At 46.4% G+C, this 13,255-nt stretch carries 9 protein-coding genes and 1 pseudogene; 4 read left to right on the top strand and 6 right to left on the bottom strand.

Annotated elements, in window-relative coordinates:
* Window positions 1-109: 109 nt before the first annotated feature.
* From HRE53_RS16130 to nusB, 3 genes are all read right to left on the bottom strand, one after another.
* A complete protein-coding gene (locus HRE53_RS16130) occupies window positions 110-1,534 on the bottom strand; it encodes a PP2C family protein-serine/threonine phosphatase (RefSeq protein WP_212664339.1) in 1,425 nt (474 codons plus the stop codon).
* A 428-nt stretch (window positions 1,535-1,962) separates the two neighbouring features.
* Window positions 1,963-3,486, bottom strand: a complete 1,524-nt coding sequence (ftsY, locus tag HRE53_RS16125) for a signal recognition particle-docking protein FtsY (RefSeq protein WP_235107189.1) — start codon at window positions 3,484-3,486, stop codon at window positions 1,963-1,965.
* 54 nt (window positions 3,487-3,540) lie between these two features.
* Complete coding sequence (gene nusB, locus HRE53_RS16120) at window positions 3,541-4,158, bottom strand: transcription antitermination factor NusB (protein ID WP_212664337.1); 618 nt, start codon at window positions 4,156-4,158, stop codon at window positions 3,541-3,543.
* Window positions 4,159-4,260: 102 nt separating this feature from the next.
* On the opposite strand from nusB, the gene HRE53_RS16115 reads away from it, so the two are divergent.
* The 3 genes from HRE53_RS16115 (at window position 4,261) to HRE53_RS16105 (ending at window position 8,583) form a co-directional block, all read left to right on the top strand.
* Window positions 4,261-5,253, top strand: a complete 993-nt coding sequence (locus HRE53_RS16115) for a glycosyltransferase (RefSeq protein WP_235107188.1) — start codon at window positions 4,261-4,263, stop codon at window positions 5,251-5,253.
* Between the two features lie 221 nt (window positions 5,254-5,474).
* Entirely contained in the window at window positions 5,475-6,518 is a 1,044-nt protein-coding gene (locus HRE53_RS16110) for a tetratricopeptide repeat protein (protein ID WP_235107187.1), read from the top strand.
* Between the two features lie 79 nt (window positions 6,519-6,597).
* The gene (locus HRE53_RS16105) at window positions 6,598-8,583 is read left to right on the top strand and encodes a tetratricopeptide repeat protein (RefSeq protein WP_235107186.1); all 1,986 of its coding nucleotides are present in this window, start codon (window positions 6,598-6,600) and stop codon (window positions 8,581-8,583) included.
* Between the two features lie 19 nt (window positions 8,584-8,602).
* Here the strand turns inward: HRE53_RS16105 and HRE53_RS16100 are convergent, their stop codons facing one another.
* Window positions 8,603-9,820 (bottom strand): class I SAM-dependent methyltransferase, encoded by a 1,218-nt coding sequence (locus HRE53_RS16100; protein WP_315875745.1) that lies wholly within the window; start codon window positions 9,818-9,820, stop codon window positions 8,603-8,605.
* A 200-nt stretch (window positions 9,821-10,020) separates the two neighbouring features.
* Between HRE53_RS16100 and HRE53_RS16095 the strand changes: the two genes are divergently transcribed.
* Window positions 10,021-10,977, top strand: a complete 957-nt coding sequence (locus HRE53_RS16095) for an S-layer homology domain-containing protein (RefSeq protein WP_235107184.1) — start codon at window positions 10,021-10,023, stop codon at window positions 10,975-10,977.
* A gap of 45 nt (window positions 10,978-11,022) precedes the next feature.
* Here HRE53_RS16095 and HRE53_RS16090 read toward each other — a convergent pair.
* Window positions 11,023-12,782: pseudogene (locus HRE53_RS16090) on the bottom strand (ABC transporter ATP-binding protein).
* Between the two features lie 128 nt (window positions 12,783-12,910).
* The gene (locus tag HRE53_RS34420; protein ID WP_255800722.1) at window positions 12,911-13,033 is read right to left on the bottom strand and encodes a hypothetical protein; all 123 of its coding nucleotides are present in this window, start codon (window positions 13,031-13,033) and stop codon (window positions 12,911-12,913) included.
* Window positions 13,034-13,255: the final 222 nt, after the last annotated feature.

The following is a 13,255-nucleotide window of genomic DNA, read 5'->3' as shown; positions in this document are numbered from 1 at the left end:
GCTACATTGCCCTGATTATGGTGGTTTTAAGCACTATTATTAAGCCAGTTACCATTTATGCAACCAATCCTGACATTCCTAAAAGGGATGTTAAAACTTGAACGCCAGTTTAGAAGGTCAGCAACATGGGCGTGATTTGCATGACGATCAGAGTCACATCATCACCGCTTTGATTCCGTTCTCCCATAAAGGCTTGCAAACGCTCAAACAGGTAATCTAGAATCTCTTGCGGGCCGTGGCAAGTATGGCAGGCTTCTTGAAAGACAGTCAGTAAGTTTTCTTCATCGAAGCGATCACCATTAGGACCAGCCGCATCGGTAAAGCCATCGGTATAGTAAATAATCGTATCGCCAGGCGCTAGGGTGACTTTATCTTCCTGATACTCAGTATTGGCATCCAGACCAATCAACATACCGTCCGTATCTAGGCGCTCAATCGCATCTTCACGGGCACGCCAGAGCAATGGCGGATTATGAGCCGCGTTGCTGAAGCTAAGCTGACGAGTTTTGGGGTCATACTCTGAATAAAACAGAGTCACAAACCGATTAGAATTTTCTAAATCGGCATACATGACCTGATTGAGATTTTTTAAGATCTCTGCTGGAGAATGATGGTGTAACGCATCAGCTCGCAGAATCCCGCGAGTCATGGTCATGATCAGACCAGCAGGAACCCCTTTACCCATGACGTCTCCAATCACGAGTCCCCAGCGATCGGCCTGATTTAGGCGATATTGACGGGAGGTTGGAAGCTGTCGATAAATCGGAATAAAGTCGTAATAATCTCCACCCACTTGATTGGCCGTTTGACAGGTAGCTGCTAGGGCCACCCCGTCAATCGTGGGGGAATAGTTGGGCAACAAACGAGCTTGAATTTCTGCCCCAATCTCCAACTCACGGGTGATCCGTTCTTGCTTTCGAAGTTGGGTGGTCAACGTGTCGTTTTCAATGGCTACAGCGGTTTGGTCAGCCACTAATTGGGCTAGCTTTTGCCGGGTTTCTGTCCATTCATATTCAGGATTACTGCTAAACAGATATAGGCGGCCCCGTTCATGGAGTTCAAAATTCCGCACTAAAATAGCGGTACTGAACCACTGATAGTTTTCTCCCAACAGCTGACCTAACTGTTGTTCTAGAACTAGGTTCGGTTGTTTAGCAGGAGAACCATTAATCGGAAACTGACGGGTGACACTCTCTAGGGCTAAGCGAATATTTCGGCATTGCTGCCCTTCATGACAATACAACTGCTCTAAAGACACTTGCCCGTTGGGGCGAAACAAAATTAAAGCAGCGGCATCCGCATCGGTAACACGACTAACAATCAGAGGAATTAAGGCGAGGAACTGATTGAGATTGTTAAAGCTCCTTAACGAAAAGCTTAAGGAACTCAATAAGTCTTGCGCTTTTGCTTGTTCTCGTCGGAGATGGGAAACAAGCTCTTGGAGTGCTGTCAAAGTTGCCACGTTTGTCGCCACCCCTGGATAGTCAAAATCCAAAGATTGGGACGGTTGGTTTGGAAGTGGAACTCGAGACATAAAGGCAAATACAAGCCAGTATTGTAGAGAAAACGAGTGTTGTGTTACTAGTTGACAGTTATGCCCAGTAAGCTTAGCACTCTTGTCAACTCTTTGGGCAGCTGAACTCTAACTAAAGAAAAATAAAGAAGTACGAGGAATGCAACAGTATCCTCTGATACATTTTTTCTTAGGAAGAATACTCTAGATAGAGTGCCAAATCATCACGAAATTGCTGTTAACTGCAGCAAATATCAGAGACTGACCAAGAACGACTTAAAAAATTGTGAAACCACTCCTAAAAGGGAAACAATATGACAAATATCAATTGTTTCCTTCAATCTGGTATAGCGCACTTCTGATAAGATTGCCACAATTTATTTCCTGATCTCTGCAGTCTGATAAGGCAAAGAATCGATTGATCATGTTAGTTCTAGATCAGAAAAATACTAGGTGCTCAGGAGTGCTTCTACAAATTCATAGCTAGAGAAGGGGCGCAAGTCAGTAATCCCTTCACCGGCTCCAATAAATCGAATAGGCAGACCTAACTCCTGAACCACGGCTAGGGCGACCCCACCTTTGGCAGAGCCATCCAGTTTAGTGAGTACCACTCCGGTTAGTTCGGCAGCTTCTGAAAAGACCTGAGCTTGTCGCAAGCCATTTTGCCCCAAAGTGGCATCCAGTACCAACAAGGATTCAATATGGGCATCCGGTGCTTTCTTGCTGACAATCCGCCGAACTTTGTTGAGTTCATCCATCAGGTTCTTCTTATTCTGCAAGCGCCCTGCTGTGTCCACCAGCAATAGATCAATGTTTCGCTTTTGGGCAGCAGTAATGGCATCGAAGACAACGGCAGCGGGGTCTGTATTCTGGCCAGGATTGGCAATCACATCGACATTGCTGCGCTGTCCCCACACTCTCACTTGTTCAACAGCTGCAGCTCTAAAAGTGTCGGCAGCAGCAATCAGACAGGCATAGCCCGACTCTTGAGAAATATGGGCTAGTTTGCCGATGGTGGTGGTTTTACCTGCTCCATTGACCCCTGTCATCAGCCAGATATTCATCCCCTCTCGCTTGGGGGCAAAGTTAGGGTTGTAGTTCTTTTGGATAGGAGCATCGAGAATCTTTTGCATTATCTCTTTGAGATATGCGATCGCAGCATCGGGGGGTAGGGTTTCTTCTCTAACCTTGATCTGCAAGGCTTCGATCAATTTATCCGTCGCCGAAATACCCACATCGGCCTGCAGCAGTAATGACTCAATTTCCATCACTGCATCGGCATTCAATGGGCCTTGACCCACTACCGACTTGAGTTGGTTGGCTAAGCCTCGCCGGGTTTTCCCCAATCCTTGGCGCAGCTTCTGCAGCCAAGAAATTTCTTCAACGGAGACATCTTCAGGGCGGCGACCCTGGGCTGCTAATACTTCTGCAGACCACAAAAACCCTTCATCAAATGTCAGATCAGATGGGGTCGGCTTGGCGGGGGGTGAAGTCGGGCTTGGCGTTGCCGCAACAGGCGCAGGGGTTTCTGCTTTTGCGACCGGTGCAGGAGTTTCTACAGGCGTCGGTTCGGGAGGGGGAGCAGCCTCTGGTTCTGCTGCCTCAATTTCCTCTACTTCAGCAGTGGTGGGAGTGACCTCAGGGGGAGCAGACTCAGCTTCTGGTGTTACTGCATCTATTGAGAGGCTCTCTGCTTCGACGTCTGGAGCAGGGGTTACCTCATCGGTTGAGGGACTCTCTTCGACGTCTGGGGCAGCAGTCTCTGAGGTGGTTGCTTGCTGTCGCTCTTGGATTTTTTGAAAGGCTGTCTCCGCCCAACTGAGAGAGTCTTCAGCTTCACTCGTTTCATCAGCATCGTCGCTATCATCGCTGTCGTCACTAGGGGCATCTTGCTCCGCTTCAACGACAGACGTTGTTTCTTGCTCCTCAGCTTCTTCTTTATTAAATTGGCGACGAAACCAATTGAAAACCATGACCTTTTCCTAAGCGAAACGATGGGGGCGGATCTGATTTCAACCTACCGCATATTAAGGTACCGCGATGTGGCGGGTTACCCGTCGCAAAACACCATTAATAAAGCGATGACCCTCTTCAGCACTATATTTCTTAGCCAGCTCTACGGATTCGTTAATCGCTACTTGATTGGGAATATCTAAATACTTCATTTCGGCAACGGCTAACCGCAACAAATTGGCATCGATATGGGCCAACCGATGGAGCTGCCAATCCACCAAGGATTTCTCGAGGATTTGATCAATGTCCTCGCGATGGTGATGAACGGCTGCAATTAAGTCGAGGGTGTAGTCTCGAACGGACTGTTGGTTGGCCAGCTGAATAAATTCAGGGAAGTCAATGGCTAATCCCAAACGGTTGACTGCCGTTTTGGTGAGGTCAATGGCTTCAGTAACCATGGCCCGCGAACTCTGCACATCAATGGCTTTGAGTTCGCTATCGAGGATGCGATCGCTTCCCCGTTTCAGTTCGGCACTGGCTGTTTCCAATGCCTCCTGGACTTCAGCGACGAGGGTTCGCACCGCTGTAATCATCACAGCTTGCAAATCTTGGTTGGCGAGACGATCGGAATTGCTAGGCAATTGACCAATACTTAAAAGTGCCAATTCACGGGCAATTCGGCGAGGTTGCATGGGAAGATACGGGCTTGGTGCAGAACTCTCTAATCTTAGTATCCAACGTTCAAGTTCAGCATTGGCGGCTTACACTATATCTCTAGTCAATGGGCGCGAGGTATGCGGAAGTTATATTTCTTGGTTCCGGGGTTAGGGGGTAAATACGCCTGTGGTGGACTCTGGGCAGAACTGAAAACCTTAAAATTGGCTCAGCAGATCTGCTCCGCTGAAGTGGTGACCTACAAACAACGGGAACCAGACACCCTCTTCTTAACGGATCTGTTGACTCAGCCCCATCTAGATCAGGTCATTTTCGTCATTAGTTGGGGATTTGATGTCGGCAAGTTGGCTCAACAATTGCAGGCTTATAACGTGGTCTACCACGCCCATAGTTCAGGCTATGGGTTTGACCTGCCAGCACGAGTGCCGATTATTACAGTGAGCCGAAATACCCTAGGCTATTGGGGCCAGCGATCGCCTCATTCCCTGCTTTACTATTTACCCAACCAAATTTCAGACAATTTCAGCAATGTGAATATAGACCGAGATATAGATGTCTTAGTCCAGGCTCGGAAATCTTCTGCTTATTTAATGCAAGATTTGATTCCAGCGTTGCAGCAAGTCTGTACAGTCGAGGTCGTAGATAGCTATGTTGAAGATCTATCCCAACTCTTTAACCGAGCCAAAGTCTATCTCTACGATTCTGCGGAATATTGGGCACAGCAAAAAGTGAGCGAAGGCTTTGGACTGCAACCCATGGAGGCAATGGCTTGTGGGTGCCAAGTGTTTTCCAGCATTAATGGTGGACTTTCTGACTACTTGGATCCTGGTTTTAACTGTCACAAAATTGCGGGTTATTCCCTCACATTTGATGTCCAGCGTATTCAGCAAGTTCTGCAATCGGGTCAAGTCGGCAATCTCCCAGAATCAGTGTTGGCAGAATACCGGACGGCCAATATTCTCCAGCGGCTGCAGGTGATTTTGACTGAGGTCAATGCATTTTTTGATTCCCAACCCCAGCAACAAGAAGCCATTACACCCTTAACTCAGCTGCGAATCACGCAGCTCCGCTGGCAGAATCGCTGGCGAAAAGTGAAACAAAGGCTATCTTAAGACACTGCTTTAGGGCTGGCAGGAGAAGGACTTAAGGCTTGTTTCTGGTTGTGACAAATATCACCAGCAATCTAGTATGACATCACTGCAGAGACCGACAAGGATATCAATAATAGAGATATCGTTGGGTGCAAGTGACATCCCCCCAGGAAACTTTGCCCATCCTAGGTCTGGCTGCAATTGGGAGCGCTGTCAGACCTCTTCTCAAATTTTGGCAACTTATGACAACGATATTCTCTCTCACTTTGATTGGGCTTAATGTTCTAGCCATCAATCTTCCAGGACCTACATCTGCTCAGCCTGGTGTTGCAGATCCAACCGTAGAGATTCAAGTCGCTCAAGCTCAGCAGTCTGCTCAACAGCTTGATCTGCAAGGAGATCGGCTAGTTAAAAAGGGGCGCTTAGCAGCAGCGGTGGTTGCCTATCGTCAATCCTTAAGGTTGGATGCGAAAAACGCTTCGGTCCACCAAAAATTGGCTGAAGCGCTCGTCCAGCTTCAACGGATAGATGAGGCATTAGAAGCCTATCGCCAAAGCATCGTTCTCCAGAATCAGTCTTCCCCCTCCGCTTGGCATCCCCCTAGAAGCTCAGCTTGGTACGATGCTCAAGCCCATACAGAGCTGGCCAATGCTCTAACCCAGAATCAGCAAGTTGACCTAGCATTGCAATATAGGAAGCAAGCGATTGACCACTACCCAGGCAATGAACAGCTTTATTTTCAGTTAGGCAAAACGTGGGTCGCTAAAGGTGAAGCTGAAGCGGCGATGGCGGCCTATGTTCAAGGTTATAAACAGCAAATTGCGGCCAACCAGATGTCGAACGGTTTCAAGGATCTTGAAGCTGCATTCACAGATAAGAAGGCTCTAGCCTGGCGAGATGTAGGACGTAATTTTGTCGCCCTTGAGCAGTACCAGCAAGCTATCAAAGCTTACCGAGCAGCACTTGCCATCGATCTGACGGGTAGCATCTACTATTCTTTGGCGTCTGCTCAGGAAAAAGCAGGTCAGTTAGCGGCGGCGGCTCAGTCTTATGCTCAGGCTGGAGATAACATGCTCTATCAACACCTGCATATCGGCATAGAGGCCTATCACGACGCCATTCGCTTAAACCCCGATAATGCTAAATTCCATAACGGTTTAGGTAAAGTTTTACTGGAGCATGGAGAGATACGAGATGCGATCGCATCTTTCCAACAAGCGCTCTCCCTCAATCCCAATTTGACAGAAGCTCAATCCAACCTTGCCAAAGCCCAAGCGCGCTTATAGCCTAAACCGGCTAATCCTGACCAAACCAATATCACGAAGAGCCGTCTGAAACTCTTTCCTATTTCACCCCTGAGTTGCAATGAAAACTAAGACAACACTGTCCCTGCTTTGCTTGTGTGTATTGTCCATTGGTTTAATTCACCGCCTAAATCTTTTTTCGGCTAATTCCTCATCGTCTCAGCAAGTTTCGGCAACTGCAAAAAAGTCTACCGAGCAAAACAGCTCTGTGGAGCAACTATTAGCCAAAACTCAACAAGCCAAGGTGTGGCAACAGGCCATCCAACTGAATCCCCAAGATGCGGAAGCTCACCATCAGCTGGGACTCGTTTTAGTGGCCGAAAATCAGGTCGATAAAGCCATTAGTCACTATCAAAAAGCCATTGCCCTCAAGCCACCCAATATTTCGCGGATCTATCAAAATTGGGGCAAAGCCTTAGTCAAGCAGAGCAAGACTGACGATGCGATCGCAACCTTCCGCCAAGGCATCATTCAAGACTATCCTGATGCCCCCAAAGCAATGCAGGAAGCGGAAGTCCATTTTCGGTTAGGGCAGTCTTTGAATCATGAAGGCCGTTTACCTGAAGCGATCAAAGCCTATCGCCAAGCTATTACAGCAAAACCAGATCGATTGATTTATGAACACCTAGGGAATGCATTAGCGAAACAGAATCAGTTAGATGAGGCTGTGATTGCCTTTAAGCAAGCTCGCCCCAAAGCCTCTCCAGGTTACCCTTACCGATTAGTGGGAGATGTTCTAGTTCGTGAGAATCGCTTAGATAATGCGTTAGCCGCCTATCATCAATGGCTTGATATCGATAGTAAACACCCCAAACAAGGTGTTAAGGATGACTATGCCCATCATGCCTTAGCAGTCAGGCTCAACTCCTTGAATCGTATCGAACCCGCACAGTCAGCATTTCGCAAGGCGCTTAAGCTGACAGACCCTATGGGCCAACCACTGATTGCCCAAGACTTGATCCATTTATTAGTTACTCAAAACCTCTCGAACGAAGCCCAGGAAGTATCGCAGCAGTATTTTCGATCAGACCAACCATTCCAGAAGGCAAATGTCCAGCATTTGATCGAACAGTCAAAGGATTTAGTCAAGGCCAATCAATTGACTCAGGCTGAAAAAAATTGCCGTCAAGCTGAAACAATCCTGAACAAGACCCAATTCCTGGCCCATCATCTCAATAAGGCTGAGGTGAATCGGAAGCGGGTAGATGTATGGTCTTGCTTAGGCCAGGTTCAAGCCAGACAGGGCCAACTAGAAACAGCCTTAACCAGTTTTCGGCAAGAATATCAACTCAACAAATATGCCTACATTGACATTGCAGAAACACTAGTCAAACTGCAACGGCCCCAAGAAGCCTTGAACATTTTGCGGAAAGAGTCTCACCAAGAGGTCCAGGCTTATAGCCGTTTGGGAAATCTACTGATCGCTAATCAGCAAACAGAGGCTGCCGCTCAGTACTGCCAAAAAGCTTTAGCCGTTGATGCTCAGAATCTTGCGGCTCATCGTTGCTGGGCGACAGCGGCTGGTGAGTCTAAACCAGTTATGGTCGATACTCAACTATTTAAAAAGAGAATCAAAGACATCTCCCCCAAAGTCATCCAAAAGGCCTATCGAGCTAATCGTTTAGGAAATAATACTATCGGCTATACCCTTCATCAGGATGCCATCGGTGTCAGTCACGACGAGGTTACACGGACACAGACCGTTATGCCCCATCTCGCTGAACTAAATATCTATCAGACCTGGGGAGATGTCCTGGCTCAGCAAGGCAAAAGGCAGGAGGCAGTTGCCGCGTATCACCAAACATTACGGCTCTTGCCAGAAACTGCGCAAACCTATACCAGTCTAGGTAAAGTACTGATGCAACAGCAGCAATACGGGGGTGCGATCGCAGCCTATCGTCGCGCTATCCAGCTTTCTCCCTATGCAGCTCAATCCTATGTGAATCTCAGCAAAGCCTTACAAGCAGTAGACCAGACAGAAACAGCGAATCTAGCGTTACAGCAAGCTGTGCAATTAGGGTGGCAAGAAACTGCGTCAGATCAATAAGGGGCCTCACCCAGGTGCATCAAGGCATTTGTAAACCCTTCAATACCTGACTTTGTTCCTTCTCATTTAACCCTTTCCCTTGGATCAGGACTTGAAAACCACCCAGTCCCAGAGGGTTGATTAGAGACTGCAGGGTTTCACGCCGACGAATCACCTCATTCAGCTGAGTGATATCACGGGTGTTGTTATTGGCGACTAAGCGATCGCCCAAGCCCAACGCCATTAAAAACAATCCTTGTTGGATATAGCCCATTGAAGTTAACCCTTGGGCCAACCCCTGCTTTTCTAAAGCCGTAAAGTTAACGTGAGCCGTAATATCTTGATGTCCCAGATAGGCATAGGGATCTTGATGAGCACCATGCCGACGAAAGCATTGCAAAGTGCCCTGGTGCCGCTGGGGGCTGTAATATTGCGGTGCTAAATATCCATAATCAATCGTCAGCACATACCCTCGTTCCAGTTTTTGTGAGACGGTCTCCAGCCAATTCAGAGCCGCTAAATTAATCTCACTCCGATATCCATCTTCATATCCCGCACCAATATCGATGCCTTGCCCAGCTAAATACTCTACTAAATGATCTGTTGAAGGGGTTGATAAGACCTCCATAAAAGACTGTGAATCACCATCAATCATCACAAACACTTCTTGCACAGCACCATCTTGCACAACAAATTGGTGCACCGGTAGAGCATCGACTAGCTCATTAGAGAAGAAGCAGCCCACCGTACCCGCCTCGGGAAGCTGTTCAAACCTCAGCCACTGCACTTTGTCAGGTGCGAACTGAAACGGCTGTAGCAATCGCTGTTGAGCCGCTATTAAGCCCTCTGCTTTTTCTACAATCATGTAACGCAAAGCGGCCCAAAAGGCTGCATAGCCAGCCGATGAATCAGCAGATTGTTTTCGGATCGCCAAATATTTAAGGACATCAGCCGCTACTAAGCCTTGACCAGCCCCCATCTCGACCAATGTAAATGACTTCGGCTGCCCCATCACCCTCCACATATCCAGAAATTGTTCAGCGAGTAATTCACCAAAATCAGGACATAAATGAGGAGACGTAAAGAAATCCCCTGCCACTCCGATTTGAACTTGGTTCGTCGCATAGTACCCCTGCTCAGGGTCATACAAAGCCAGTTCCATAAACTCAGCAAAGGTCATTCTCTGCTGAGGAGCAGTATTCATGCAGTCTACAATTCGCTGAAAGAGAACCGGGTTAAATGAATCAGGATGGGTCAAAGTGTCTGTCCTGGTAGCTTAGATATCACTGATATGGGTGAGAGTGATCACGCTCAAAAAAGTATTTTAGGGATAAAACGGTGGGAGAGGTTTGATCGTTGGTTTCAAGGACCAAGTCCAGATTGATTCGCTTATCCTTGAGGCCAGAATCACAACATTAAACTCTTGTTCCATCGTATTCCGTTGAAGCTTATCTCCCCATGAAGATCGTTGCCAAGAAACCTGCATTCCGTTCCTTATTAAGTCTTTCCCTACTGAGTGGATGGCTATTGATAGGTGGATGTAACCAGGCCAACCAAGAATCCACCCAATCTGCAGATGAAGTCGCTGAGTTAAAGTCCAAATTACAAGACCTTGAGGCCGAAAATAAAGATCTCAAAGAACAACAGGATGAAATCGGCCTCGGCTCAGATCCCCTCAAAGAGGCTAAGCCCGTTTCAGAGATAGTAGCCAAAACATCAGAAGACAACCCAGAGAGTGCCTCTCCTATACAGTCAGAGACGAACCGGCCCGCTGCCGTCGCCTTTAACGATATCGCCGATTTACCCACCCAGCCGCTCCTGGCTGATTTAATCAAACTAGAGATATTGTCAGCGACCGACGATCAAAACTTTCAGCCCTACGACCCCATTTCTCGGGGTGAATATATGATCTGGCTGTTCAAGGCCCACAACACCATCAGTCGCCCAGCCCAAAAGATCCGTTTGGCCCCTACTTTTGACCCAGAGTTTACAGATATTGATGCCAAACATCCCGCATTTAAAGTTGTTCAAGCTTTAGCCAATGCAGGCTATTCAGTGGGCTATGACGATAAAACCTTCAAACCCGATCAGCCCATTACCCGCGAAGAGATGATCAGCATTAAAGTTGGCTTGGATAAGGGTAAAAGCATTAAACCCGTGAGAATCTCCCTGTTGCGCAGTGCCTGGAAATTTAGCGATCTGGCTGACATTGATAAGCGGCACTCGGGGTACATATACAACGATCTCTTCGCGAAGGGACCCAAGGGAAGTAACATCGAACGCGCCTTCGGCAAAATTGGGACTTTCAAGCCCAAACAAGCAGCCAAACGCCATGAAGCCGCGGCTACCCTCTGGCAAATTGGGAGAGAAACCGCCCCCAAAGCCTTGGAACGACAAGAGAAAGAACTCAGTTAGTGTTCTCTGACATTTAGAGCTTGGCTAGCCAAGCTCTAAAGCTGATTAATCATCAGCAGCCAAGACCACCTCTTCATAGGTTCCAGATTGGATAATTTGACCATTCTTCATGAGATGAATGCAATTACAATGCTCCACCGTTGTTAAACGATGGGCAATGATAATCATCGTCTTCGAGTCACTCAGGGAGCGAATCGCTTCTGACACTAAGGCTTCTGTCTCATTGTCGAGGGCAGAGGTCGCTTCATCCAACACTAAAATTTCCCGCTCATGATACAAGGCCCGGGCAATACCAACCCGTTGTCGTTGTCCTCCGGATAAATTGGCTCCACGCTCTCCTAGATTGGTTTTGACACCATCAGGAAGCTCCTGCACTAGCTCCGACAACTGTGCTAACTCAATGGCCCGGTTTAATCGAGTCTCATCAATCAGGTGATCGGGAACGCCAAGGGCAATATTTCGTTCTAAGGTGTCATCAATTAAAAAGATAGATTGGGGAATATATCCCAATAAATTTTGCCAAGCTCTCAAATCGTGGTAAACCGATTGGCCATCGACTTTAATATCTCCACCAGTGGGTGTCAGCAGCCCTAAAAGCACATCGACCAGGGTCGTTTTTCCTGCGCCCGATTTACCAATCAGGGCGATGGATTCTCCTTTCTTGATGCGAAGTTGAATCTGATTTAGAGAAGGGTTTTTAGCACCTTCATACTGGAAGGAAATTTTATCAAATAAAATCTCCTTCTCAAACTCCAACTGAGGCAGCTCAAGACTACCATTCAATTCTGCCGACTTGAGTTGAGCGACAACATCAGTAGAAGGGGCAGTAAGTGCCTGGTAATTTTCAAGTTCTTTGAGATCGTGATATAGCTTTTCCAATACAAATGTTGAACTTCTTAAAACGCTTAAGCCCTTGCTGAGTTGTGTTGCTAAAGGCATCAGTCGTATTGATACGACCGCAAAGATACCTAATGTGGAAATTAATCCTTGAAAATCTTGATTCGTTAAGATCGAAAAAGAGATAAAACCTAAGATAAAGGTCATAATCATGGCTTCAATCGTAATGCGTGGAATTTGATTGAAGGACATGAAATCGCTAAGGGAAGTGGAATAGAGCTGGGCTTGAGTATCAAGTTGATCTAAAAAGAAGGACTCGCACCCAATCACTTTCGTCTCTTTCACAGACCCCAAGCTATGGTTAACCACTCGAATCATCTCTGCCTGAGACTGAGCAATCGTTTTACCCCATCGAGCAAGGGTGTTTTTCAATCGTAAGATAATGGCAAAAACGACGAATAAAATCAGTCCAATTACGATTGTCGCAATGGGGCTGGTATAAATCAGCAATATACTCAGAAAGGTAATAATGGTTAAGCTGACAAAGAATTCAGCATCTCTAGCAAGATGCCATTACAAAAACTAACCGTATGATTCATAATGCTTTGAATCATAAAAGCAGAATTATTTTTTTAAGTGAAATGTATATGGCATTTGCATATACGCACTTAATAATCGAATCCGAAGCTTACCTTGGTATTGATAAACAAAGTTAAAAAATATAGCGCCGAATAACGAAATTAAGAAAAGACTTGATATAAAAAAACAATAATAATAAATAAGGCCAGAACCGCAATAAACCTTTCCCTAGATTCAAAGTTCAACCAGTCATAGATTTGGCCAATAACGATGGTTTTCTCTACTAACTCTGGATCACTCGCAAAAGCAATAAAAGGGCCAATCAGGCCAATACCTAAGGTTTCTATTACAGCATTTCCTAAAACAGCCGCCAGCAAGACAAATAACATTGCTTTCTGGTCAGCTAAAATATATAGAAATTGCTTCAAGAACTTTTTTCATTTCAGGATTATCTGTTTAAATTTAACGGTGCATATTGCTGTATAAATGCATAATTCTCAGTAACTCTTACCACCTTCTAGCCCTGAGTGAGCATGGCATTATCCAGCTCTAGAATCAACAAGAATCGCCAGATTTGTACCGTCGCGAATAGATTACCTTCACGTTCCAATACATCTTTGATTTTGAGAACTATGGTCATATGATTCTAGATTTCTCTATCGCTATTTAAATTATCGGGATTCTCAAACAACAATACGTTGAAGCAGTACTTCTCTTACTTCATTACATACTGTCACATAATTACACTTCATCTGTGGAGAGAGGTGAGGCGCTACAGGTCTATATTGATCAGGCTGATCGACGATATTCTCTGCTGTGGGACTGCCATTATCAACGGCATAAAATATCTACTCAAAAATCT

Source organism: Acaryochloris sp. 'Moss Beach', assembly GCF_021497025.1.
Classification (GTDB): Bacteria; Cyanobacteriota; Cyanobacteriia; order Thermosynechococcales; family Thermosynechococcaceae; genus Acaryochloris; species Acaryochloris marina_A.
The sequence above is the reverse complement of the archived record's forward strand: the minus strand, read 5'-3'. Positions and strand labels throughout refer to the sequence as shown.